General features: G+C 68.4%; 25 protein-coding genes and 1 pseudogene. 10 read left to right on the top strand and 16 right to left on the bottom strand.

Going from position 1 to position 24,183, the window contains the following annotated elements:
- The first annotated feature begins 36 nt into the window (after window positions 1–36).
- Genes pdhA through E3T34_RS01880 form a run of 3 tightly spaced genes read left to right on the top strand, consistent with a single transcriptional unit; the run spans window position 37 to window position 3,469 of the window.
- The gene (gene pdhA, locus E3T34_RS01890; protein WP_134341990.1) at window positions 37–1,167 is read left to right on the top strand and encodes a pyruvate dehydrogenase (acetyl-transferring) E1 component subunit alpha; all 1,131 of its coding nucleotides are present in this window, start codon (window positions 37–39) and stop codon (window positions 1,165–1,167) included.
- Window positions 1,164–2,180: an alpha-ketoacid dehydrogenase subunit beta gene (locus tag E3T34_RS01885; RefSeq protein WP_104099447.1), complete on the top strand. Its 1,017-nt coding sequence runs from the start codon at window positions 1,164–1,166 to the stop codon at window positions 2,178–2,180. The genes pdhA and E3T34_RS01885 overlap by 4 nt, the downstream gene beginning before the upstream one ends.
- Entirely contained in the window at window positions 2,177–3,469 is a 1,293-nt protein-coding gene (locus tag E3T34_RS01880) for a dihydrolipoamide acetyltransferase family protein (RefSeq protein ID WP_174843115.1), read from the top strand. Before E3T34_RS01885 ends, E3T34_RS01880 begins: the two co-directional genes overlap by 4 nt.
- Before the next feature lie 55 nt (window positions 3,470–3,524).
- On the opposite strand, the gene E3T34_RS01875 is transcribed toward E3T34_RS01880, so the two are convergent.
- From E3T34_RS01875 to kynA, 7 genes are all read right to left on the bottom strand, one after another.
- Entirely contained in the window at window positions 3,525–3,857 is a 333-nt protein-coding gene (locus E3T34_RS01875; protein ID WP_104194316.1) for a cupin domain-containing protein, read from the bottom strand.
- Window positions 3,858–3,867: 10 nt separating this feature from the next.
- Complete coding sequence (locus E3T34_RS01870) at window positions 3,868–4,971, bottom strand: tellurite resistance/C4-dicarboxylate transporter family protein (protein WP_134341989.1); 1,104 nt, start codon at window positions 4,969–4,971, stop codon at window positions 3,868–3,870.
- Between the two features lie 59 nt (window positions 4,972–5,030).
- Window positions 5,031–5,729, bottom strand: a complete 699-nt coding sequence (gene purQ / locus E3T34_RS01865; protein WP_104099451.1) for a phosphoribosylformylglycinamidine synthase subunit PurQ — start codon at window positions 5,727–5,729, stop codon at window positions 5,031–5,033.
- Entirely contained in the window at window positions 5,729–5,998 is a 270-nt protein-coding gene (purS, locus tag E3T34_RS01860) for a phosphoribosylformylglycinamidine synthase subunit PurS (RefSeq protein WP_104099452.1), read from the bottom strand. The genes purQ and purS overlap by 1 nt, the downstream gene beginning before the upstream one ends.
- A gap of 39 nt (window positions 5,999–6,037) precedes the next feature.
- Window positions 6,038–7,450 carry a kynureninase gene (locus E3T34_RS01855; protein WP_104099453.1) on the bottom strand — a complete coding sequence of 471 codons (1,413 nt, stop codon included), beginning with the start codon at window positions 7,448–7,450 and terminating at the stop codon, window positions 6,038–6,040.
- A 173-nt stretch (window positions 7,451–7,623) separates the two neighbouring features.
- Window positions 7,624–8,682 (bottom strand): amidohydrolase, encoded by a 1,059-nt coding sequence (locus E3T34_RS01850; protein ID WP_134341988.1) that lies wholly within the window; start codon window positions 8,680–8,682, stop codon window positions 7,624–7,626.
- Between the two features lie 7 nt (window positions 8,683–8,689).
- Window positions 8,690–9,544 carry a tryptophan 2,3-dioxygenase gene (kynA, locus tag E3T34_RS01845; RefSeq protein ID WP_104169576.1) on the bottom strand — a complete coding sequence of 285 codons (855 nt, stop codon included), beginning with the start codon at window positions 9,542–9,544 and terminating at the stop codon, window positions 8,690–8,692.
- A gap of 136 nt (window positions 9,545–9,680) precedes the next feature.
- On the opposite strand from kynA, the gene E3T34_RS01840 reads away from it, so the two are divergent.
- Window positions 9,681–10,415, top strand: coding sequence for a TetR/AcrR family transcriptional regulator (locus E3T34_RS01840; RefSeq protein ID WP_166785814.1), 735 nt, complete (start codon window positions 9,681–9,683; stop codon window positions 10,413–10,415).
- 63 nt (window positions 10,416–10,478) lie between these two features.
- Here E3T34_RS01840 and E3T34_RS01835 read toward each other — a convergent pair whose 3' ends face one another.
- From E3T34_RS01835 to purD, 4 genes are all read right to left on the bottom strand, one after another.
- Window positions 10,479–11,306 (bottom strand): VOC family protein, encoded by an 828-nt coding sequence (locus E3T34_RS01835; protein ID WP_134342006.1) that lies wholly within the window; start codon window positions 11,304–11,306, stop codon window positions 10,479–10,481.
- A 298-nt stretch (window positions 11,307–11,604) separates the two neighbouring features.
- Complete coding sequence (locus E3T34_RS01830; protein WP_104099457.1) at window positions 11,605–11,988, bottom strand: VOC family protein; 384 nt, start codon at window positions 11,986–11,988, stop codon at window positions 11,605–11,607.
- A gap of 147 nt (window positions 11,989–12,135) precedes the next feature.
- Window positions 12,136–13,056, bottom strand: coding sequence for a phosphoribosylaminoimidazolesuccinocarboxamide synthase (locus E3T34_RS01825; RefSeq protein ID WP_134342005.1), 921 nt, complete (start codon window positions 13,054–13,056; stop codon window positions 12,136–12,138).
- Window positions 13,057–13,422: 366 nt separating this feature from the next.
- Window positions 13,423–14,700 carry a phosphoribosylamine--glycine ligase gene (purD, locus tag E3T34_RS01815; protein WP_134341986.1) on the bottom strand — a complete coding sequence of 426 codons (1,278 nt, stop codon included), beginning with the start codon at window positions 14,698–14,700 and terminating at the stop codon, window positions 13,423–13,425.
- A 206-nt stretch (window positions 14,701–14,906) separates the two neighbouring features.
- On the opposite strand from purD, the gene E3T34_RS01810 reads away from it, so the two are divergent.
- From E3T34_RS01810 to purM, 6 genes are all read left to right on the top strand, one after another.
- Window positions 14,907–15,266: a sterol carrier family protein gene (locus E3T34_RS01810; protein ID WP_104099459.1), complete on the top strand. Its 360-nt coding sequence runs from the start codon at window positions 14,907–14,909 to the stop codon at window positions 15,264–15,266.
- A 119-nt stretch (window positions 15,267–15,385) separates the two neighbouring features.
- Window positions 15,386–16,018 carry an NAD(P)-dependent oxidoreductase gene (locus tag E3T34_RS01805; RefSeq protein WP_134341985.1) on the top strand — a complete coding sequence of 211 codons (633 nt, stop codon included), beginning with the start codon at window positions 15,386–15,388 and terminating at the stop codon, window positions 16,016–16,018.
- The gene (locus E3T34_RS01800; RefSeq protein WP_134341984.1) at window positions 16,015–16,467 is read left to right on the top strand and encodes a MarR family winged helix-turn-helix transcriptional regulator; all 453 of its coding nucleotides are present in this window, start codon (window positions 16,015–16,017) and stop codon (window positions 16,465–16,467) included. Before E3T34_RS01805 ends, E3T34_RS01800 begins: the two co-directional genes overlap by 4 nt.
- Before the next feature lie 270 nt (window positions 16,468–16,737).
- The gene (locus E3T34_RS15975; RefSeq protein WP_174843113.1) at window positions 16,738–17,136 is read left to right on the top strand and encodes a hypothetical protein; all 399 of its coding nucleotides are present in this window, start codon (window positions 16,738–16,740) and stop codon (window positions 17,134–17,136) included.
- A 116-nt stretch (window positions 17,137–17,252) separates the two neighbouring features.
- Entirely contained in the window at window positions 17,253–18,860 is a 1,608-nt protein-coding gene (purF, locus tag E3T34_RS01790) for an amidophosphoribosyltransferase (RefSeq protein ID WP_104099462.1), read from the top strand.
- A complete protein-coding gene (gene purM / locus E3T34_RS01785) occupies window positions 18,857–19,960 on the top strand; it encodes a phosphoribosylformylglycinamidine cyclo-ligase (RefSeq protein WP_104099463.1) in 1,104 nt (367 codons plus the stop codon). Before purF ends, purM begins: the two co-directional genes overlap by 4 nt.
- Window positions 19,961–20,145: 185 nt before the next feature.
- Here purM and E3T34_RS01780 read toward each other — a convergent pair whose 3' ends face one another.
- The 5 genes and pseudogenes from E3T34_RS01780 to E3T34_RS15660 form a co-directional block, all read right to left on the bottom strand.
- Window positions 20,146–20,415, bottom strand: a complete 270-nt coding sequence (locus E3T34_RS01780; protein ID WP_134341983.1) for a DUF3073 domain-containing protein — start codon at window positions 20,413–20,415, stop codon at window positions 20,146–20,148.
- Between the two features lie 171 nt (window positions 20,416–20,586).
- On the bottom strand, window positions 20,587–20,955 hold the full coding sequence (gene crcB / locus E3T34_RS15665; protein ID WP_166784841.1) for a fluoride efflux transporter CrcB: 369 nt from the start codon (window positions 20,953–20,955) through the stop codon (window positions 20,587–20,589).
- The gene (locus E3T34_RS01770; protein ID WP_104099143.1) at window positions 20,952–21,368 is read right to left on the bottom strand and encodes a CrcB family protein; all 417 of its coding nucleotides are present in this window, start codon (window positions 21,366–21,368) and stop codon (window positions 20,952–20,954) included. The genes crcB and E3T34_RS01770 overlap by 4 nt, the downstream gene beginning before the upstream one ends.
- A gap of 3 nt (window positions 21,369–21,371) precedes the next feature.
- Window positions 21,372–23,495, bottom strand: coding sequence for an APC family permease (locus E3T34_RS01765; protein ID WP_104099145.1), 2,124 nt, complete (start codon window positions 23,493–23,495; stop codon window positions 21,372–21,374).
- A 273-nt stretch (window positions 23,496–23,768) separates the two neighbouring features.
- Window positions 23,769–24,183: pseudogene (locus E3T34_RS15660) on the bottom strand (hypothetical protein); the annotation flags it as partial.

Genomic DNA, 24,183 nt, shown 5'->3' with positions numbered 1-24,183 from the left:
CTCCGACCTTACGAAGGCCGAGCAGGGAGTTCTTTCATGACCACTCGAGCGCGTACATCCGTGGCGACTCAGTCCCGACCAACCACCTCCCCGGATCGGCCGACCCCGGGCGCAAAACCCGATGTCTCCCCGGCCGACCGGGAACTCTTGACCGGGTTCTACCGCCAGATGATGCTCATCCGCCGGTTCGAAGAGCGAGCCGCACGGGCCTACACGCAAGCGCTGATCGGCGGCTACTGCCACCTGAATCTCGGCGAGGAGGCTGCGGTCGTCGGGCTCATGTCCGCGCTGCGCCCGAGCGACTACCTCTTCACCAACTACCGCGAGCATGGCTACGCGATCACCCGCGGCATCCACCCCAACCGGGTGATGGCCGAACTGTACGGCCGATCCGACGGGGTGTCCAAGGGGTGGGGCGGCTCGATGCACATGTTCGACTTCGAGAAGCGGATGCTGGGCGGCTACGGCATCGTCGGCGGCCAGATCCCGCTGGCGACGGGGGCCGCCCTGGCCATCGACTACCGCGCCGGCGACGAGATCGTGCTGTGCACGATGGGCGATGGCACCACGAACATCGGAGCATTCCACGAGTCTTTGAACATCGCGTCTCTCTGGAACCTACCGATCGTCTACGTCATCATCAACAACAGGCTGGGAATGGCCACGACGGTCGACAAGGCTTCGGCTGAGCCGGACCTCTACAAGCGCGCATCCGCGTACCGGATGGCGTCGGAACGCGTCGATGGGCTCGATCCCGTCGCCGTGTTCGAGGCCGCCCAGCGTGCCGTTGCTCAGGCTCGCAGCGGTAAGCCCTTCCTTCTCGAGGTCGTGACGGAACGACTGCGTGGGCACTCCGTCGTCGACCCGGCCAAGTACCGCTCCGACGAGGAGATGTCCCTGGTCAAGGAACGAGACCCGGTGCACACCTTCGCCGCCAAGCTGGTCGCGGACGGTCTGCTTGACGAGCAGGAACTGGCGAAGATCGACGAGGAAGTAACCCTTCAGGCAACCGAGGCGGCGGCGTTCGCCGAGAACAGCCCGTTCCCGGATGTGTCGACCCTGTTCGACTACACCTACGCCACAGCCGTGGCCAATGACTCTCATCGGTTGCCCGGGCAGCCTCTGTTCGAGCCGGCACCGATCCCCGACTACGGAGTCAACCAATGAGCATCATGACCTATCGCCAGGCACTGCACGACACGCTGCGTTCCGAGATGCTGCGTGACGAGAATGTGTTCCTGATGGGTGAGGAGATCGGTCTCTTCGAAGGCGCGTACAAGATCACCGCGGGCATGCTCGACGAGTTCGGCGAGAAGCGCGTGCGGGACACCTCGATCGCCGAAGAGGGTTTCACCGGTGCCGCCATCGGCGCCGCGATGCTCGGGCTCCGCCCCGTGGTCGAGATCATGACCATCAACTTCTCCCTGCTCGCGCTCGACCAGATCGTGAACCACGCCGCCAAGATCTACGGCATGTTCGGTGGACAGGCCCGAGTGCCTCTCGTCATCCGCACGCCGGGTGGCGGCGGACAGCAGCTGGGTGCGACCCACTCGCAGAACATCGAGCTCTTCTACGCCTTCGTCCCCGGGATGAAGGTCGTCGCACCCAGCACGCCGGCCGACGCCAAGGCGCTTCTGATCGCGGCGATCCGGGACGATGACCCCGTGCTGTTCCTGGAAAACCTGTCGCTCTACAACATCAAGGGCGAGGTGCCTGACGGCGACGTGTCGGCCGAAATCGGCAAGGCTGCCGTCACCCGCAAGGGAAGCGACATCACTCTGATCGGCTATTCACGGATGGCCCACGTCGCGTCGCAGGTCGCGGCGCAGCTCGCGGAATCGGACGGCCTCGACATCGAGGTCATCGACCTGCGCAGTCTGCGTCCACTGGACCGCGAAACGGTTGTGGAGTCCGTCAAGAAGACGCATGCCGCCGTCATCCTCGAGGATGACTGGCTGACCTATGGAATCGGCGCTGAGATCGCGGCCACGATTTCCGATGGCGCCTTCGACTACCTGGACGCGCCCGTTCGACGCGTCGCGATGGCAGAGGTGCCGCTCCCGTACTCAAAACCTTTGGAGACGGCCGCGTTGCCGTCGGCGGAGGACGTCATCGGCGCCATCCGTCAGACCCTCGACGCCGTCGGTCGCCGCCGCTACCCGATGGGTGAAAAATCATGATTGAAATCACAATGCCCCGCCTCTCCGACACGATGGAGGAAGGCGCGATCGCGATCTGGCACAAGCAGCCCGGTGACCGGGTCGAGGTCGGGGACCTGCTCGTCGAGATCGAGACCGATAAGGCCACGATGGAGTACGAAGCCTACGAGGCCGGCACACTCTCGGAGCATCTCGTGGCAGAGGGGAAGCTGGTCTCCATCGGCGAGCCCATCGCACTGCTGGACGACGGCAAGCCGAGTGTCATGCCGGGGGCGACGCCGGCCGCCGCTGCCGACGCACCGGCGGCTACGCCGGCGGCCGAGGCCGCACCGGCAGTTCCTCCGATCGATGGCAATGCGGACGGGAACGCCGCCGGGCGCGGTGAGCGCCTCTTCGCGTCACCGTTGGTGCGCAAGCTCGCGCGGGAAAACCATCTCGACCTGAGCCAGGTGCGCGGCACGGGCCCCGGCGGCCGCATCATCCGCTCGGATACCGACGCACTGCTCGCCCAGGCGACCGCGCCCGGTGCCGACTCCGCCGTCCCTAACGCGACCGTGGTCGCTCCGAGCGCGGCAGCCGCCGCACCCTCACCGGACACCCTCGACAAGCGCGCGTCCGAGGCGATCCCGCTGAGCAACATGCGCCGCATCATCGCGCGGCGGCTGGGTGAGAGCGCCCGCACCATTCCGCACTTCTTCGTCACCGCCGCGGCCGACGCCGAGAACCTCGTGCAGTTGCGCACCGAGCTGAACGCGCAACTCGTTCAGGCCGGTCGGCCGAAGGTGAGCATCAACGACCTGCTGATTCGGGCGAGCGCGCTCGCCCTCCGCGAGCACCCCGAGGTCAACGCGTCCTACATCGACGACGCGAGCGTCGAGATGCTGGTGCACCACCGCGTCAACATCGGTGTGGCTGTCGCCTCGGGCAACGGCCTCGTGGTTCCCGTGATCGAGGACGCGGACCAGAAGACCGTCAGCCAGCTCGGTACGGAAGCCAAGCAGCTCGTCACCCTGGCCAACGCCAAGAAGCTCACAGCCGGTCAGATGTCGGGCGGCACGTTCACCATCAGCAACCTCGGCATGTTCGGTGTGGAGCAGTTCACCGCGATCATCAACCCACCCGAAGGGGCGATCCTGGCCGTCGGCGGCACCGCCCGCGAGGCTGTCGTGGTCGGGGACGAGATCGTTGCCCGGCACAGGATGCGCTACACCCTGTCGGCGGACCACCGGATCATCGACGGCGCTGTGGCCGCACAGTTCCTGCAAACGCTGACCCGACTGATCGAGAACCCGTGGACGATCATCGCCTGATCACCGGCACGGGGGACCGCTGCGCGCCTGTCGCGGCGGTCCTCGATCTGGCGTTCTAGCCCTTCTTGGCAACGGTCATCAGGACCGTGGAATCTACGACCGCCTCAAGGCTGTGCCGTGCGTCCGGAACGATCAGGAAATCACCGGCGCGCCCCTCCCAGACGTCGTCGCCGGCTCTTAGCCGCACGCGCCCGCTGAGGACATAGACCGTCGCCTCACCCGGATTCTCATGCTCGCTCAGGGAGATTCCGGCCAGCAGCGCGATGACGGTTTGACGCATCACCTTCTCGTGGCCGCCGAAGACCGTTCCGGCTGCGCGACCACTGGTGCCGGCTGCGGCTGCCTTCAGGTGTTCGCGGGCGAACGCCTCGATCGAAATTTTCTGCACGGGTCGGTTCTCACTTTCTCGGTTGGCCGGTGACTGCGGGCTCAACGGTCAGGTGCCGCGGGTCAGGGGATCCACGAAACAGTCCACCTGCCCGCAGCGGCTGGCGGACCATCGCGGTGAACATGACCAACCACACCACGAGAGCCACCCAGAGTGAGACGGTCCCGATCTGCCCGACCAGTGGAAGGTCATCGGCCTGGCCCAGGTAGATTCCGGCGACCGCGTACATCCCGACGGGAAATGCGATGCTCCACAGCGTCGCTTCGTAGCGCAGTGGCACTCGGTGTGTGACGTGACGCCAGAACCCCACCGCGATGAGCACGGGGATGAGCCAGGTGGCGAACGCCCAGAACATGACGGAGACGCCCGCAACGAGCCCCCGGGTCGCGGTCACCATCGGGGCGTCCGCCATTTCGACGATGCGGGCACCGGCCAGCACCGTGATCGCGCACGCGCCCATAGACACCCAGTAGGGCGGGTCCAACTGCTCAGGCCGGATGTCATAGAGCACCAGCCGTAAGGATACGAAAACACCCGCGGCACCGTAGAGGAAGATGCCCACCGACCAGGACAAGATCGCGAGGACTGCGAGCAGTGCCCTGGCATCGCCCGGCACGGGCTCCAACGAGGCCGCCACGACGGCGACCGACTGGCTGGCGACGACCCAGATGAACCAGGTCCCGTTCGCGGCATTGAGCACGGGGCGCACGCTGCGGCCCAGGACCGCGAACCACGGGAGAGCGTAGCCGAGCAACAGCCAGGTGATTCCGGACACCCCGAGGAGAACTGTCGCCAGGCCGAACCAGCCCTCGATGGCGAGACGGGCAGCCAGGACGTTGGTGCCGGCGACGAAAGTGAAGAACTGGAATCCGCGGTGGGGATCGTGCATGTCCGCAAGGAAGGCCGCGGAATAGGCGATGAGCCGCCACCCGGTAAGCGCCACGAGAATCAGGTAGGCCGCGGCACACACGACCATGAGGATGAAGCTGAGCGTCTGGACGCCGATCAGGTGCATCCCGACCGAGATGATCCCCGTGGCCATGACCAACGCGAAGTAGCCAGGCGGCATCCCTCGGACAGCGGCACCCACACGCACACCGCTGTTAGACGTCACCCTGACAGGCTAGCGCGCCGGCGCTCCGGCGCGCCGACAACCGCATGGTGCGGACGCTGTTACGCGCTGACGAGCATCCGTTCGATCACGGAGGTGAAGAAGGTGATCCCGTCGGTGCCGCTGCGCATGGCGTCGACGGTGTCGGGGCCGAAGCCCGGCTCGACCGCGTGCTCGGGGTGCGGCATCAGGCCGACGACGTTGCCGCGCATGTTGCTGATGCCGGCGATGTCGTTGAGCGAGCCGTTCGGGTTCATGCCGACGTAGCGCACGACCACGCGGCCCTCACCCTCGAGGCGCTCGAGCGTGTCGGCGGAGGCGATGAAGCCGCCCTCGCCGTTTTTGAGCGGGATGGTGATCTCCTGGCCGGCCGCGAAACCACCGGTCCAGTCGGTGAGGGCGCTCTCGACGCGCAATTTCTGGTCGCGGCAGATGAACGAGCCGTGGTCGTTGCGGATCAAGCCGCCCTCGAGCAGGTGCGCCTCGGTCAGCATCTGGAAGCCGTTGCAGACACCGAGCACGGGCATGCCGCTGTTGGCCGCGCTGATGACCTCCGCCATGATCGGAGAGAGGCTCGCGATGGCGCCGCAGCGCAGGTAGTCGCCGTAGCTGAAGCCGCCGGGCAGTACGAGCGCGTCCACGCCGTGCAGGTCGTGCTCGCCGTGCCAGAGGGCGACGGGCTCGGCGCCGGCCAGGCGGATCGCGCGCGCGGCGTCGCGATCGTCGAGCGAACCGGGGAACGTGACGACGCCGATGCGCATCAGTGCGTCTCTCCGGCGGGTGCCTCCAGCACGTGGATGCCGATGACATCCTCGATCACCGTGTTGGACAGCACGGTGTCGGCGAGTTCTTGCACCTCGGCGAGCACGGCGTCGTCGACGTGGCCGTCGATGGTGAGTTCAAACCGCTTGCCCAGGCGAACGCTGGTGAAACGGGTCTTGCCGAGGCGACCCAGGGCGCCGGCGACGGCCTTCCCCTGCGGGTCGAGCAGCTCGGCCTTGGGCATAACTTCTACGACGATTGTTGGCATAGCTCACTCCGGAGGCGTCGGGGGGTGGATTCCACGATCCTACAGGCCGACCCCCGGGCCGCCGAGCGCACCGGCCAGGCCGGTGCCCAGGCCGGTGCCGAGACCACTGTTGGCTCCGCCGGCAAGCCCGCTCTGCCCGAGCAGCACACCGCGCAGCACGTCCCGGATCGCCGCGACCCCCTCGAAGGTCTCGACGAAGCTTGTGCTCAGTGGGGACAGGCCGATGCGCAGTGCGTCGGGCGTGCGGAAATCGGGGATCACGTCGTGCTCCCACAGAATCTGCGTCACCTGCCGCATGGCGGGGTGGTTCACGGTCACGTGACCGCCGCGGTGCGTGGGCTCTCGCGGCGACGACACAGTCACGCCCATCGGGGCAAGCCAGGCATCCACGAGGGTAAGCGCGAACTCGGTCAGCGCCACCGACTTGGCGCGCACCTGGTCGATGCCGGCCTCCTCGATCATCGCGAGCGAATCCTGCATGGCCAGCATCCCCACGATCGGCGGGGTTCCGCTCATGAAACGACGGATGCCGTCGGCCGGCACATACCCCGGGCCCATCGTGAAGACATCCTTCGTTCCCATCCAGCCCTGAATCGGCTGGGTGAGAACGTCTTGCAGGTCGCTGCGCACATAGGCGAACGCGGGGGCGCCGGGGCCGCCGTTCAGGTATTTGTAGGAGCAGCCGACGGCCAGGTCCACGTCGCACAGGTCGAGTTCGACCACCACGGAGCCGACCGAGTGGCTGAGGTCCCAGAGCACGAGGCTGCCCGCGGCGTGCACCACCGCGGTGATCTCGCGCATATCGGCAAGGAAACCGGAGCGGTAGGCCACGTGGCTGAGCAGCACGAGCGCTGTCTGCGGGCCCACGGCCTGCCGCACCTGCTCCACTGTGACGCCGCTCGCGGGGTCGGAGTGGATCCAGTGCAGCGTCATGCCACGTTCGGCCGCGATGCCCTCGAGCAGGTAGCGGTCGGTGGGGAAGTTGTCGGTGTCCAGCACGATCTCGGTGCGCGTCGGTTCCGCGTCGACGCGAAGGTAGTCGACGGCCGCCCGCGCCAACTTGTAGAGCAGCACGGTGGTCGAGTCGCCGACGAAGACCTGGCCGGGCGCGGCACCGAGGGCGGCGCGGCCGATGTCGTCGCCGATTTTCAGCGGAAGGTCCAGCCAGGCCTCGTCCCAGCCGCGGATCAGGCGGGTGCCCCAGTCGTGGGTGAGGAACTCGGTGATGCGGGCCACGCTGGCCCGGGTGGGCCGGCCGAGGGAGTTGCCGTCGAGGTAGGCGACGAGGCTCGGGGTGTGCCCGGTCGCGCCGGTCGCGCTGTCGGGTTCGATGCCGACGAACTGCCGCCGGTAGTGTCCGAGCCCGTCGATGCGGTCCATCCGGCGGGCGAAGGCGAGCTGGGCATCCTGGCTGCCGTTGCCGGCGGGGCTGGTGTCGGTGTGGGGGGTCATCTGGATTCCTCGAGGTCGAACGGATGATGGGCAGCCATCTCTCGCAGCGATGCGCGCTTCCCGGGGACTCGCCGACACCGTGCCGCGCTGGAAGTATCCCACCCACGCGAGTGACCGCGCGACTACGGAAAGCGCGGACGGCCGTGCGGCGGTGGATGCGGTCGGGGGTGCGCTCAGGAATCCGGCGGGTCGAGGGTGCTGAGGTCGCCGAGGTCGCCGAGGTCGGCCGGGCTGATCGCCCGGGCGGTGCCGAGCCAGGCGCTGAACGCGGCCGGGTCGGCCGGGCGCTTGCCACGCAGCACCGTGACCAGGCGCTCGGTGCCTGTTGGGCCGCGCAGCACGGTCCGGAAGCCGCCGAGGTTTCCCATGGTCAGGCTCCGCAGCACGTCGTCGCCGCTCAGGCCGGCGCCGAGCAGCGCGTTGATCTCCCGCCGGTTCAGCCCGAGCGGCAGCGGGCCGTTGCCGAGGTCGGTGCCGTAGAGCACCTGTCCGCCGGCCCGGTGGAAGCGGCGCAGATTGTCGACCGCGCGATCGAAGTCGTCGGTCGGCTCGCCCCAGCCGTGGATGTCGAGGGTGCTGATCCATGCCATTCGCCTGGCCATGGCCGCAATCACCTCGTCGCCCAGCCGCTCGCTGAACGGCGTGTGCGCCAGGGCGTCCACCCCGGCCTCGAACGCGCGGAGCGCCTGTCCGGCCCCCTCGGCGTGGGCGAGAACGGGGGCCCCGCGATCGTGGGCGTGCCCGACTATGGCCGCGAGAACCGCGCGCGGCAGCACTGGCCCGGCGTCGCCGTTCAGCGTGACCTTGATCACGGATGCCCCGAGCGCCAGCTGGTCGTCGACGGCGGCCGCGGCATCCGTCGCCTGGGCCACGAAGCGCACGCTGCCTGCCGGGGCCCAGGACCGTTCGCTCGGGTAGCCGCCCGGCGCGGCGAGAAACTGCCCCGCGAACACGGTCTCGGGAAGGACCGCGCTCGCGGGACGCCCAGCTCGCTGGGGCTCTCCCGCGCCCAGCTCCACCCGCCGAGGTCGAGCACCCGGGTCGGACTCGACCGGAAGCGTCGACCTCGGCGGCGTCCACCCGCCGAGGTCGAGCACGCGGGCGATGCCGGCCGCGGTGAGCGGGGCCGGGTCGATCAGCGCGAGGTGCACATGCGCATCGAGGAAGCCCAGGAGCACGGTCCTGCCGACCGTCCTGCCCGGCACCGATCCGCCTGGCCGGCCGCCGGTCATCCGTGCCTCATGTGCCGAGTTCGGTGCGCACGGCGAACAACTCGGGGAAGAAGGTCAGCTCGAGCGCCTTCTGCAGGAAGGCGGCCCCGCTCGACCCACCGGTACCGGTCTTCATGCCGATGATGCGCTGCACGGTCTTGAGGTGACGGAACCGCCAGAGCTGGAAGTTGTCCTCCAGGTCGACGAGTTCCTCGCAGGCCTCGTAGGCACCCCAGTGCTCGCCCGCGTTCTCGTAGATCCCGCGAAAGGTGGCCACGAGTTCCGGATGCAGCACCCACGCCTCCGTGACGTCGCGCTCCAGCACGGATGCCGGGATAGCGAACCCCTGCCGGTGCAGGTAGCGCAGAAACTCGTCATAGATGCTGGGGGCCGCAAGCATCTCGGAGAGGAGCGCGTGAGCATCCGGATCGCTCTCGAACACGCTCAGCATGCGCCGGTTCTTGTTGCCGAGCGCGAACTCGACGGCCCGGTACTGATACGACTGGAACCCGGACGAGTTGCCCAGGAAATGCCGGAACTCGGCGTATTCGCTGGGCGTGAGCGTGGCCAGCACCGACCACTGCTCGGTCAGGGTGCGCTGGATGTGCTTGACCCGGGCGATGCATTTGAGGGCCGGGGCGATCTGGTCCTGGCGCAGGAACGCGGTCGCGGCGCGCAGCTCGTGCAGCACGAGCTTCAGCCAGAGCTCGGTGGTCTGGTGCTGGATGATGAACAGAAGCTCGTCGTGATGCTCGGGTGAGCTGACCGGCTTCTGCGCACCGAGCAGGGTGTCCAGATCGAGGTAGGAGCCGTAACTCATCCGCTCCCGGAAATCCGTCACGATCTCGGGATCGAACTCGCGGGTGTTGTGCTCGACCGACATGGTGCTCCGTTTCGTTCGGGTGCTGACTGCATTGTGCGGGACAGCCCCGGCCCGGCGCAACTGGCTGACACCTGCCAGGGGGAGGCGTGGAGGTGAGCCTCCGCGATGCCAAGGTTCGGGACCTAGACTCAGGGTCATGACTTCGCCCGAATCGACCCCGCAGGATGGGGCGCAGCCTCGACGGCGTGACGCCCGGCAGAACCGTGAGCGTCTCCTCATTGAGGCGCGGGCACTGATCGCGGTGCACGGCGTTGACGCTTCGCTGGAGGAGATCGCTCGCCGCGCCGACGTGGGCGTAGCCACGCTGTACCGCAATTTTTCCACCCGGGACGACCTGGTCAGGGCCCTGCACGACATCTCCCTCGCCGAGCTGGCCTCGGTGCGCGACGAGATCGCGGCTGCCCCCACCGCGTGGGACGGCATCGTCGTCTACACCGAACGCGTCGCCGAGTGGCTCGTCGCCGACCCGTCGCTGCCGCCCATCCTCAAGCGCATGGAGACGGTCGACCCGGCGCGCGGCAAGGCGGCCTCGTTCAAAGCGGTGCTGTCGGCCCTCGTCACGCAGGCCAAACGCGACGGCGACCTCCGAACGGATGTCGATGCGGTCGACCTCGCGGTCCTCGTCACCATGGTGGGCTCGCTCGGCACCCTCGGCGGCGGTTACACCGGCCAGTGGCGGCGCCAGCTGTCGATCGTGCTCGACGGGCTGCGGGCCGTCGACCGGGGCCGGCCCAAGCTGCCGGGACGTCCGCTGGGAGCCAAGGAATACCAGGCGGCCGTGCACGGCCTGAGCCGCCGTGCCACCCGGGCGGCCTCCCGCGGCACGGGTGTGGCGCCGGGAGCCGGCGCTGCGCCCGAGGCCGGCGCATAGGACATCTGCGTTCGGCGTCGGCGGGGTGCGCCGCGCTGACGCCGTGCGCTGACGCCGTGCGGGCTACTTCGTGCGCACCACGATCTGGTTGCCCCACGGGTCGTCGAAGCCGAGGGCCTGCCCGTCGTGACGGGTCTGCACGCCGAAGTGGGACATCCGTTCGTTGAGGGCACCGATGTCGTCGGAGCCCGGCAGGATGATATCGACCTCGCCGAGCCCGAGGGCCAGTCGGCGCTTGCCGGCGCCGGCGCTGTTCCAGGTGTTCATGGCCATGTGGTGGTGGTAGCCGCCGGCCGAGACGAACAGGGCCTGGCCGCCGAGGGTCGCCGTCGCCTCGAAGCCGAGGCGGTCCACGTAGAACTCGCGGGCCGTGCCCACGTCGCCGACGGAAAGGTGCACGTGCCCGACGATGGCGTTGCCGACCGACGGATGCGCCTGACCGTCCCGGGTCAGGTGCTCGCCGATGAAGGTGTTCGGGTCGAGGTAGAGGGTGGCCATCTCGACCTGGCCGTGGGTCCAGCTCCACTCGGTGCGGTCGCGGTCCCAGTACAGCTCGATGCCGTTGCCCTCCGGGTCGGTGAAGTAGAAGGCCTGGCTGACCAGGTGATCGGCACTGCCGGTGAACGATCCCGGATGCGTTGTGCCCACCGAGTAGACGGCCGCGGCGAGCTGCGCCTGCGTATCGAAGAGGATGGCGGTGTGGAACAGCCCGCTCGAGCGGGGCTCGGCGGCGGCCAGCTCCGGGGCGTGCTGCAGAACAACGATCGGTGTGGTTCCGCGCCCGAGCACGGCGACCGGCCCCTCGTGGCTCTGTAGCTCGAGGGTCACCGCGTCGCGGTAATACGTGATCATGGCGTCGAGGTCGCCCACCCGCAGGGTCACCGCGCCCATGCCGGTGGATGCGGGCAGCAGATCGTTCGCAAATCGATTCACACTGGCCCCAACGGATGATCCGGGCCCGGTATTCCGGCCGTGCGCCGCGTGGCGGGGGCTAACTCAGGAGATCCGGCGGCACGGTCGCGATCGGACGCCATCCGCCGCGGAAACAGTGGCCCCGGGGACGGCCTTGGTCGGGATCTCCTGAGTTAGCCCCAGATTGGAGTCGGGAGGTGGAGTCGGGAGTTGTAGGGGGATCGGGAGTCGGGAGCGGGTCGGAGCGCAGAACGCGACCCGGCAGTCCGGGCGCTCGCTACTGCTCGTCTTCGTGGAGCTGGATCAGGTTGCCGCAGGTGTCGTCGAAGATGACGGAGGTGCCGTAGGCATCCGTGCTGGGGGCGCCGGCGAACTGAACGCCCAGGGTGCGGAGTCGCTCGTACTCGGCCTGCACATCCGGTGTGCCGAACACGATGGCCGGCAGCCCGAGGCTGCGGATGCCCTGAGCGTACTTCTGGTAGACCTTGTTGTCGCTCGGCTCGAGGAGGAGGCCGACCCCGTCGGGGTCTTCCGGGGACTTCACGATGTACAGCTGGTGCTCCGGCATGGACATCAGTTTCTCGAATCCGAGCACGGACGTGTAGAAGTCGAACGCGGCGGACGGATCGTTCACGTGGACGCTGCACATCTTGATTCGCATGGCCGGAGCGTATCAGTTTGCGGCCCGTGGCCGCCGGGCGTGACGCCTCGCGACGGCACGCCCGGCTGCGGGGAAGCCCAGCGACGGTGCGGTGCCCGCGGAGAAACGCGGGCCACCGCAGCCGCGCCTACGCCGCGCCGGCCTCGCCTACGCCGCGCCGGCCGCGGAAGCCGCGTGCGTCAGCCGCGCCAGCAGTTCCAGGTAACGGGCCGCGGTCTGCCCGATGATCTCCGCCGGAAGTGCCGGCGGTGTGCCGGTCAGGTCCCAGTTGGCCGCGAGCCAGTCGCGAACGATCTGCTTGTCGAAACTGGCCATCCGTTGTTCCGGGGTCGTGCCGGACTGCCAGAGCGAGGCGTCCCAATAGCGGCTCGAGTCGCTGGTGAGCACCTCGTCGGCGAGCGTGATGGCGCCCGTGAGGCGGTCGGCGCCGAACTCGAATTTCGTGTCGGCCAGGATGACCCCGGCTTTCTCGGCGATCGCCGAGGCGTGGCCGAAGATCTCCAGCGACAGGCGGCGCAGCTCGTCGGCAACGGAGGCCCCGACCAGCTCCACCGTGCGCTCGAACGAGATGTTCTCATCGTGCTCGCCCATCGGGGCCTTCCACGCCGGGGTGAAGATGGGTTCGGGCAGGCGGTCGCCGTTCTGCAAGCCGGCAGGCAGTTGGATGCCGCACACCGTCTGGGTGGACTGGTATTCCTTCCAGCCCGATCCGGTCAGGTAGCCGCGCACGACGCATTCGATCGGGAACATGTCGAGGGTCTTGCAGAGCATGGCGCGCCCGGCAACGGCGGATGGGAGCAGGCTGGTCACAGCCCCGTTGACGGTGTGGTCCGGCACGAGGTGGTTGGGGAAGCCCACGAGCTGGTCGAACCACCAGAGGCTGAGAGTGGTGAGCAGTTCGCCCTTGCCCGGGATGCCGGGCTCGAGAACGTGGTCGAACGCGCTGACGCGGTCGCTGGCGACCACGAGCACGCGTGCGGCGGTCGCGAGGTCGGCCGCGGCATCCGGAACATAGAGGTCGCGCACCTTGCCCGAGTAGGCGTGACGCCATCCCGGCAGGTCGGGCAGAGCGGATGCGGCGGGCTGGTCTAGTGCGGTCACGGCTATATTCTTGCGCACCGGCCGGTGCCCGCGCCAACGCGGTGCCGGCGTGGGCTCGTGCCGGGCTCGTGCCGGGTTCGTGCCGCCCGCGGCGTGCCGCGCTTCCGCGCCGAGGATCCCAGGGGGAGGGGCTAACTCAGGAGATCTGCGCTGCCGGTGTCATCCGGCCTGGTGTTCTCGGGTGTTCTCAGCGCTCGCCGAATGGATCTCCTGAGTTGGCCACGGAAACGGCGGGCGGCGACAGCTCAGCCGGGCCAGTGAGACGAGGGTTCGGCGGGCTCGGCGGGCGACGCCGGCGACGCGGGCTCAGCGGGCGACACCGGCGACGCGGGCTCAGCGGGCGACAGCGGCGACGCGGGCCGCGATGTCGGTGCGGAACTGGCAACCCTCAAGCGTGATCAGGGTGAGCGCCTCGTAGGCGCGGGCGCGGGCATCCGCAAAGCCGTCGCCGACCGCGACGACGCTGAGCACGCGTCCGCCGGTGGACACGAGGGTGTCGTCGACGACGGCTGTCGCCGCATGCGCAATACTGACGCCGGGCACAGCGGATGCCGCGGCCAGGCCGGTGAGAGCGCGTCCGGTGACCGGCGCATCCGGATAGTTCTCGCTCGCGAGCACGACCGTGACGCAGGCGTCAGCCGAGAATACCGGGCGGGCCAGGCCGCCGAGGCCGCCGGTGGAGGCCGCGAGCAGCAGACCCGACAGTGGCGTGACCAGGCGCGGTAGAACCACCTGGGTCTCCGGGTCGCCGAATCGGGCGTTGAATTCGATCACCCGGATGCCCTCGGTCGTAAGAATGAGGCCGCAGTAGAGCAGACCGATGAAGGGGGTGTCCTCGGCGGCGAGCTTGCGCACCGTGGGCAACGCGATCGTTTCGATGACCTCGTCTATGAAAGCCTGTTCACTGCCGAATTCGGCGTCGAGCCAGGGCAGCGGCGAATAGGCGCCCATGCCGCCGGTGTTCGGGCCGAGGTCACCGTCGCCGAGGCGTTTGTAGTCCTGGGCGGGGGAGAGCGGCAGCACGCTGTGGCCGTCGCTGAGCAGGAAGAGGGAGACCTCCTGCCCGTCCAGGAATTCTTCGATCAGCACGCTGCCGTGCTGAAGCCAGTAGATGGCGTGGTTGATCGCGGCCGTACGGTCCACGGTGACGAGCACGCCCTTGCCGGCGGCGAGGCCGTCGGCCTTCACCACGTAGGGCGCCCCGAACTCGTCGAGTGCGGACGTGGCTTCGGCGAGCGACCCGGCGCGTTCGGCGCGTCCGGTGGGCACGCCCGCGGCGTCCATGATGCGTTTGGCGAAGGTTTTGCTGCCTTCGAGGGCGGCTGCGGCCCGGTCCGGACCGAATACCGGGATGCCCCGGGTGCGCAGCGCATCGGCGACCCCGGCGACGAGCGGCGCCTCCGGCCCCACCACGACGAGCTCGATGCCGTTGAGGTTCGCGTAGTTCGTGACCTGCTCGGGGTCGGCCGGGTCGAGCGGAATCACCGGCACATCCCGGGCGATGCCGGCATTGCCTGGCGCCGCCACGATGTCGTGGCGCGGCTCCTCGCGGAGCAGCGCGGTGATGATGGCGTGCTCGCGGGCACCGGAACCGAGGACCAGAATCTTCACCCCGTCAGATTAGCGGATGCCGCGTAGCCCCGCGCGGGCGGCGGGCGGCGGACAGCGGGAACTGGCGCAAGAGCGCTGCGCCCGTGCTGCGCCGATACGCGCATGGTGTGCCAGGCGCGCAGCGGCACAGCATGCGCGCGGGGTGGGCTGGCGGCGCAAGGAGCGGGCGGCCGGCACGGACCGCAGACAGGAGGCAGACTGGTGGCGTGGCACGAGCGAGGATTGACGACGGCGTGGGGCGCGCGGCGGTGCGCGAATACGCGGCGCAGCAGGGTGAGGCGAGCCGGGACATCCGTGCCCTGGCGGTTCGGTACACGCTGCAGCTGCTCGCCGAGAAGGCCACCGGCAACACACTCGAGGTTCGCGTGCCGCCGTTCGGGGCCGTGCAGTGCATCGCCGGTCCGCGCCACACCCGCGGCACACCGCCGAACGTCATTGAGACGGATGCCCCCACCTGGCTCGCCCTCGCCACCGGAACGCTCTCGTGGGCTGATGGCATCGCATCCGGTCGCATCGCCGCCTCCGGCCAGCGCGCCGACCTGGTCGGGCACCTACCGCTTCTCTGACGCCTCCCACCTCCGTCTCGGACGCGACCCTCCTTTTTCTCCCTCGTGAGTTTTCCCCGTCGTTGTGGTTCGGTGGCAGCATCATCCGATCACAACATTTAGCGACTAAACTAATTCTCATGACAGTGATTGCTTTGTTCGGTGCGACCGGTAAGACCGGTCATCGCGTGCTGACGCGCGCTCTTGCCGCGGGATGCGAGGTGCGGGCTCTGGTGCGTGATCCGGCCAAGCTCGTCACCACGTCGCCGGCTCTGACGGTCATTCGCGGTGACGTGTTGGACGCGGATGCCGTGGATCAGGCGGTGGCGGGGTCAAACGCCGTGCTCAGCCTGTTCGGGCAGGTCAAGGGGTCGCCGCCGACCCTGCAGACCGAGGGCAACCAGCTCATCGTGGACGCGATGGGGCGGCACGAAGTAAAGCGGATCGTCACCCTGTCGGGCGGCGGGCTAACCGCTCCACTGGACCGGCCCCGGCCCGCAGACCGCGTCATCAGGTTCTTGCTGAAGACCCTGTCCGGGCATGTTCTCGCCGACGCGGAGCAGCACCTTCGGGTGCTCGAGGCGTCCGGGTTGGAGTGGACGATCGTTCGTGGTCCGCGGTTGACCGAGAAGCCGGGTGCTGGAACCTACCGAGTGGGATGGGTGGGCGTTGACGCGAGCACCCAGATCAGTCGAAATGATCTCGCGGACTTCATCCTCACCCAGGTGGAGGATCGCACCTTCATCGGGCAGATGCCGTTTATCAGCGCATGACACAATCGGCGCGCCTGCTCACCTCGCACCGGTCCAGGCAGATGGGGGAGGTCCTGGCGGCGGTCGTTCGTCTGTCGCGGTCGATCGCGAGCCCGCGATCGACTCCGTTCGGCAGCACGGTCCTCACACGCACCCAGCTGGATGTCCTCTTCGTCCTCGCTCACGCGCAGGACTCTGTCACTCCGGGCCGGCTTGCCGCACTGTTGCACGTCACACCGGGGGCCATCACTCAACTCGTCGACCAATTGCGCGAGCATGACCTGGTCGAGCAGTTCGCATCCGACCAGGACGGACGGGTGCGGCTCCTCAGGCTCACCGGATTCGCGCGTTCCCAGGTCGAGGCGTTCGAAACTCTCGCGATAGAACGCTCCGCACCATGGTTCGACACGCTGACCGATGACTCACTGACCGAGCTCGCTGGACTGCTCGCACAGGTCAAGGGATCCTGAGGGGTGCGGTCATTGTGACAGGCGCGACCGGGGCGCTCGGCTCGGCCGTGGTGGATCGTCCACCGGCCGCCGCGGTGATCGCCGAACGCTGAACCTCCGTGTCCGCGGAAGTCCACCGCGCCACCCTGACGCGCCGCCGCGGCTGCCGCACGACGAGGTCCATGTTCGCGCTCCCGCGTCCCGCAATCCCATTCATCCGGGCAGGCTGGCATCCGCCGGGCAGAGCCAACACACAGCCGCAGGACCGATCTGGCGTGCGAGAATGAACGCGTGATCTCAGACCAACAGCCCGAGCAGGAGTCCGATTCCGGCAACGGTGAGAGTGCCGGCGAATCGATCGTCGACAAGTCCACCGTCACCGTGCGGCGGTCGCCTCGCTTCTTCAACTTCATGCTCCTCGGCGCCCTGATCGGTGCGATCGCGGCCCTGGTTCTCACGGTCGTGTTTCCCGAGAACGCCGAGTTCGGGGCTACCCAGGTCTTCGGATTCCTGTTGCTCGCGTTCCTCACGCTGGGCGTCGCCCTGGGTGCCGTCGTCGCCATCATCATCGACCGTGTCATCTCCCGCCGCGGGAAGACGGTCGTCGTCGATAGAATGGCAGCTGTCGGTCCGAGCGAGTCCGAGTCTCCGGATGCCGTATCCGACTCGTCGAATTCTGATCGGGACTAGCTCAACCCGCCCGTCCCAACAACACGGCTCACCGGACCGAAGCGGAGAAGCTCCCGGTCACCCCACAACTCTCAGCACACATTTCCCCGAGCACTGATAGTAGAAGAGGCACCGATTTGGCTGGCGGCGACGGACTTTTAGGCCATGATCTACTCCCCGGAGAGAAGGGGCCGCAGGATGCCTGCGGCGTTTTCGGCGTCTGGGCTCCCGGTGAGGAGGTGGCTAAGCTTAGCTACTTCGGCCTCTATGCCCTGCAGCACCGGGGCCAGGAATCGGCCGGGATCGCCACGAGTGACGGCTCGAAGATCCTGATCTACAAGGACATGGGCCTGGTCTCCCAGGTCTTCAACGAGGCCGCGCTGAGCACACTGATCGGCCACATCGCCGTCGGGCACACCCGCTACTCGACCACCGGGTCGTCCAGCTGGCAAAATGCCCAGCCCACCCTGGGCCGCACCTCGGGCGGCACGGTCGCCCTCGGCCACAACGGCAACCTCACCAACACGGCCGAGCTCCTGCAGCTCGTGCACGAACGCTACCCGAAGGTGGAGGGCGAGCTCGCCCGCGGCAACACCACCGACACCGCAGTGATCACGGCCCTCTTCACCGGCGATCTCGACCACACCCTCGAAGCCACGGCGCTCGAGGTTCTGCCGCGTCTGCGCGGCGCTTTCAGCCTAGTCTTCATGGACGAGACAACCCTCTACGCCGCCCGCGACCCGCAGGGGGTGCGCCCGCTGGTGCTCGGCCGCCTCGAGCGTGGCTGGGTGGTCGCATCCGAAACCGCCGCCCTCGACATCGTGGGCGCCAGCTTCGTGCGCGAGGTCGAGCCGGGCGAGCTCATCACCATCGACGAGGACGGCCTGCGTACGCAGCGCTTCGCCGAAGCGAAGCCCGCCGGCTGCGTGTTCGAGTACGTCTACCTGGCCCGGCCCGACACCACCATCGCCGGCCGCGGCGTGCACGAGGCGCGGGTCGAGATGGGCCGTCGCCTCGCCCAGGAGTACCCCGTCGAGGCCGACCTCGTCATCCCGACCCCCGAGTCCGGCACGCCGGCCGCGATCGGGTACGCGCAGGCATCCGGAATTCCGTTCGGCCAGGGTCTGGTGAAGAACTCCTACGTGGGGCGCACCTTCATCCAGCCGTCGGAGACCATCCGCCAGCGGGGAATCAAGCTCAAGCTCAACCCCCTCAAGGCCGTGATCAAGGGCAAACGGCTGATCGTCGTCGACGACTCGATCGTGCGCGGCAACACCCAGCGTGCCCTGGTCAGCATGCTGCGGGAGGCCGGTGCGGCCGAGGTGCACGTGCGCATCTCGAGCCCGCCGATCACCTGGCCCTGCTTCTACGGCATCGACTTCGCCTCCCGCGCGGAACTGATCGCGACCGGCCTCGGCGTCGACGAGGTGCGCCAGGCCATCGGCGCCGACTCGCTCGGGTACCTCTCACCGGAGGGTATGATCGCCGCCACCGAGCAGCCGCCCGAACGCCTATGCACGGCCTGCTTCACCGGGGTCTATCCGATCCCGCTGCCCGACTCAGCACACCTGGGCAAGAACCTGTTGGAACGTCCGGCCGCCGCCTCGAACGGATGCGACCCGGGCCCCGACTCGGAATTCGAGCCTCTGCTCGCCCCCACCTCACTGCGCCAGGAAGCACTGCGCGAAGAATCCTTGGTCACACAGGGTAAGCCCCCGATCGGCGACCCAGGAAGACAAGAATGAGCAACGCATCCTATGCGGCGGCCGGAGTGGACACCACGGCCGGCGACCTCGCCGTCTCCCTGATGAAGGAGGCCGTGTCGAACACGCACGGTCCCGAGGTGCTCGGCGGGTTCGGCGGTTTTGCCGGCCTCTACGACGTCTCCTTCCTCACCGGCTACACGCGCCCGCTGCTGGCCACGTCAACGGATGGCGTCGGCACCAAGGTTGCGATCGCCCAGGCCATCGACAAGCACGACACGATCGGCCAGGACCTTGTGGGCATGGTCGTCGACGACATCATCGTCGTCGGGGCCCGCCCGCTCTTCATGACCGACTACATTGCGTGCGGCAAGGTCGTCCCCGAGCGGATCGCGGACATCGTCGCGGGCATCGCCCGCGCCTGCGCCGCCACCGGCACCGCACTCGTCGGCGGCGAGACCGCCGAACACCCCGGCCTCCTCGGCGTTGACGACTACGACGTGGCCGGCGCCGCCACCGGCGTGGTGGAAGCCGACCAGGTGCTCGGCGCGGAGAAGGTCCGCCACGGTGACGTCGTCGTGGCGCTGGCCTCTTCCGGCCTGCACTCCAACGGCTACTCGCTCGTGCGGCACATCCTCGCCAACCGCGGCATCGGCTACACCGACACGTCCGCCGATTTCGGAGGCGTGGTCGGCGAGGTCCTGCTCGAGCCGACGCGGCTCTACACCGGGCCGCTGCTCGGCGTGATCTCCGACCCGGAGCTCGCCGGCGTCGTGCACTCGCTCAGCCACGTCACCGGCGGCGGCATCGCGGCGAACCTCGCTCGCGTGCTCCCGCTCGGCGCCTGGGTGGAGGTCGACCGGTCCACCTGGTCGCCGTCCCCGGTCTTCCGGGTGCTCAGCGAACTCGCCGGCTCCTCGCTCGAGAGCGCGGAGGGCACCTGGAACCTGGGTGTCGGCATGTTCGCCGTCGTCGCGGCCGAATCGGCGTCATCCGTCATCGCGCGCCTCGCCACCGAGGGAGTGCCGGCCTGGGTGGCCGGCCGTGTCTCGACCGCCCCGCACGACCTCGCGGGCTTTGAGCAGGGTGCCAAGGGCGTGAACGGCGGCGCCGTGCGCCTGGTCGGCGGCTACGCGCTCTAGCAGGCCGCCCGTCGGGCGCCCGTCGGGCGCCCCGCCGGGCGGCCCGTGCGCGCAAATGGCCGCCATCGGTGAAACGATGGCGGCCATTTGCGCGCACCCGCTGAGACACGGGGCCGCGGAGGAGCAAAGCTCGGCGAGCCGAGATGAGCCGAGCCGAGCCGAGCCGAGCCGAGATGAGCCGAGCGTCAGGCGCGCTTCTGCTCGTCTTCGGTGGCGTAATGGTCGACGTATTGGCCGTCGGCGTCGGCGTCGGCTCCGTCGTCGGTGTCTGCGTCTTTGCCGGGCTTGCCGGCCTCGTACTCCGGCCACTTCGCCAGGTCCTCATCGAGGCGCGGGTCGTTGGCCGGATGCCCGGTGAGCTCGCGCTCAAGCGCGTTGTAGTTGGTGTCCGGGCTGAAGTACTTCAGCTCGCGGGCAACCTTGGTGTGCTTTGCTTTTTGACGGCCGCGCCCCATGCGAGACCCCCTAACGATGCCAGGCCGGGTGAGAGGAACGTCTCCCGGGAGTTGCCGAATATGGTGAAAACTAGCCGTCAGTTTAGCATGGCGGGCCGAACGGGCCGAGGATGCAAATCCTGAGCAGCGGTTCGCCGAGCACGTTCACAATCAGCGTTCCTTCACTGTACCTCAGCGGGAGAGGAGGTAGCCCGCACCACAGACCAGGAACCCGAGCAGGAGAGTGCCGATCAGGTTGACAATGCCAGCTCGCCGACGCCCGGTGAGCGTCAGTTCGACGGTCTCGACGCTCCAGGTGCTGAACGTGGTCAGGCCGCCGCAGACCCCGGTCAACAGGATCAGCTGCACGTCGGCGGACACCGCGGCACGCTCGGAGAGACCGAGCACCACGCCGCCGATCAACGATCCGGCCACGTTCACGATCAACACGCCGAGCGGCAGCCGCCCGGGGCCGACGGGGAGGGCACGCGAGACGAAGTAACGGATGACCGCCGCCGCGCCACCGGTGACGAGTACGCCGAGGACCAGCCAGGTGCTCACAGAGTGCTCCCGGCATCCGGAATGTCCGGCAACACGCGGTGCCGAAGCTGCGCCCCCAGCTGCAGGCCGAGGGCCGCGGCCCCGAACCCCAGCAGCAGAGTGGCCGCCAGGTAGATCCAGCCGAGAGTCGGGAATCCGGCCGCGCCGAGCGCGACCAGGGACACCATGACGGCGGAGTAGGTCGTGAACGACCCGAGCACCCCCGTGCCGAGGGCGGCCTTGACCCAGGCCGGCAGGCCCGGGCGGGTCCACAGGCCGGCCACCAGCCAGCCGAGGATGAACGCGCCGATCGTGTTGGCGATCAGCGTGCTCGCCGGGAAGTCGGTGTCGGCGTGCGGGAGAGCCTGATCGATGCCGAGTCGAAGGCCCGTGCCGACCATGCCGCCGAGAAAGACGCCGGGAGCAAGGCGCATCCGTTACTTCCTCTTGCGGCGCCGCGCGGCGGACGGCCGGGAATTCGGCGGAACCGTGCCGACGACCGGCGTGGGTCGGATCGGGATGTCCTTGGTCGCCGGAGCGAGCGGGCGGCGCGGGATCGGGCGGGGGCGCACGGGCTCGCCGCGGCGGTCCTGGCCGGGCACGGGCCGGGAGCGCCGGCCGTAGATGAGCTCGGAGGAGTCGAGCAGCCACGGCACCAGGGCAATGGTGACGCCGTGCACGAGCATGAGTTTCTGGCGCAGCCGCCGGGCCTTGTGGTTGTGCAGCAGACCCTCCCACCAGTGGCCCACGATGTAGATCGGGGTGTACACGGTGACGACCTCGGAGCCGTGGTCCTCGCGCCGATCCTTGATGTAGCTGATCAGAGGCCAGCTGATATCCCGGTAGGGCGACTGTACGATGCGCAACGGCACCTGGATATTCTGCTGCACCCAGGCGCGCTTGAGCGCCTTGGTCTCGTCGACGTCGACGGAGATGTGTACGGCCTCGATGCTCTCGTGGCGGGCCGCGATCGCGTAGTCCAACGCCTTGAGCACGGGCTTCTGCATCTTGCCGACCAGCACGATCGCGTGGTCGCCCGACGAGCCGAAGATGGTGTCGGCATCCACTTCGATTTCCTTGGCGACGTCGCGGTAGTACCGGTTGACGCCGAGCATGAGGGTGAACAGCACAGGCATCAAAACGAAGACGAGCCAGGCGCCGTGGGTGAACTTGGTGATGGTGACCACTATCAGCACCACGCCGGTGAGCAGCGCGCCGAAGCCGTTGATCGAGAGGCTGGCGATGATGGATGCCCGGTTCGGCGGGTTCGTCTTCAGCAGGGTCAGCCAGTGCCGCACCATGCCCGTCTGCCCGAGTGTGAAGGAGACGAAGACGCCGATGATGTAGAGCTGGATCAGCACGGTCAGGTTGGCCTGGTAGATGACCAGGATGATGCAGGCGAAGAGGGCCAGCAGCAGCACACCGTTGGAGTAGATCAGGCGGTCGCCGCGGGTGCTGAGCGATTTCGGGGCGTAGGAGTCTTTGGCGAGCACGGAGCCGAGCAGCGGGAAGCCGTTGAACGCCGTGTTGGCGGCCAGCAGCAGCACCGCCGCGGTCGCGGCCTGCAGCACGAAGAACATGATCGAGTTGTTGCCGAAGGTGGCCGCCGCGATCTGGGCGATCAGGCTGCGCTGCGGGGAAGTCGCACACTCCTCCCAGCCGATCAGGTCGCAGGGATTTTCCGCGTAGTGCACCTTCGAGAACAGGGCGAGCGCGGTCAGGCCGATGAAGAGCGTGATGGCGATGCCGCCCATGAGCACCAGCGTGCGCTGGGCGTTCTTGACCTTCGGATGCTTGAACGCGGGCACCCCGTTGGCGATCGCCTCGACGCCGGTGAGCGCGCTGCACCCACTCGCGAAGGAGCGCAGCAGCAGCAGGATGAACGCCGACTGGGCCAGGCTCTGGGCCTCTACGTCGTAGTTCGCCGACTCGGCCATCGGGGTATCGCCGAGGGCGACCCGGGCGAGGCCCACGACGACCATCAGCAGCACGCTGGCGATGAACAGGTAGGTGGGGATGGCGAAAGCCTTGCTCGACTCGTGCACGCCGCGCAGGTTGACCGCCGCGAGCAGGATCACGAAGAAGACCGCGAACTCCACCCGGAACGGCGCCAGGCCCGGCAGTGCGGAGATGATGTTGTCCACGCCGCTGGCCACCGACACGACCACGGTCATCACGTAGTCGACGAGCAGGGCGGACGCGACGACGAGGCCGGCCTTCTCTCCGAGGTTCTTGTGCGCGACCTCGTAGTCGCCGCCGCCGGACGGGTAGGCCTTGATCAGCTGGCGGTACGACGCGACGACCACGACGAGCAGTAGCACGACGCACGCCGCGACCCAGGGCGCGAAGCTGAGAAAGGCCAGCCCGCCGAGCGTCAGGATCATCAGGAGCTCTTGCGGCGCATACGCGACGCTCGACAGCGGGTCGCTCGCGAAGATGGGGAGGGCGAGGTGCTTGGGCAGCAACTGGCCGTCGAGCTTTTCGGTCGAGAGCGGGTCGCCGATGATCCACCTTTTCGGTGAACGTGTTTCTGGTGCCTGGGGGGTTCCCTCTGGTGTCACGAGGGACGACACTACTCCCTTGGATTCCTCTGTCAAATCCAGGGGAGTCGGCCGCCGTGCGGGCGTGTCGGGTGCGCCCGGTCTGCCCGATCTGCGGCGCCCTGATGTCCCTGCACGCGATCGACCGTTCGGGGGGATGCGCCGACCGCGCCACCCCACCGCCGAGGAGATCGCGGCCCGTACCGTCTGACCCGGTTGCGACGGTGACACACAGAACACCCGCGCAGCTGGCGAGGGTGTTCTGTGTGGGGGGTGCTGTTGCACCGCTCCGGGCTAGTGGCCGCGCTGCCGGTGCAGGGCGGCGAGGATGTCCGCGCGCACCTCGACCAGGCGAGCCCGAAGTTCCGGCACGAGCGTGGTCGGCACGCCGGACCGTGTGGCAGCCTGGCGCAGGTCCGCGCGCAGCTGCTGACGGAACTCGTTCAGCACCAGGTCGGCCTCATGCAGCGCCCGGTTGGACTCGAGACGCGGGTCGGGCGTCGAGGCGGCGGTGGATCCCGAATCGCCTTCGACGGTTCCGGCGCGGGCACCTGTTCCGTCGAATGTGGTTCCCGATGTGCTGCCGCTCGCTGCTGATTCCGCTGGGCCGGTCTGCCATCCCGCACCGGCCGAGGCTGAAGCTGCGGCTGATGCGGCTGCCGCACCGGCTCGGGCCCCGGCCGCGGCGCCGGCTGCCGCGCCGGCGGCG

Source organism: Cryobacterium sp. TMT1-62, from assembly GCF_004403145.1.
Classification (GTDB): Bacteria; Actinomycetota; Actinomycetes; order Actinomycetales; family Microbacteriaceae; genus Cryobacterium; species Cryobacterium sandaracinum.
Note: the sequence above shows the minus strand (reverse complement) of the source record. Positions and strands in the feature narration are given on the sequence as shown.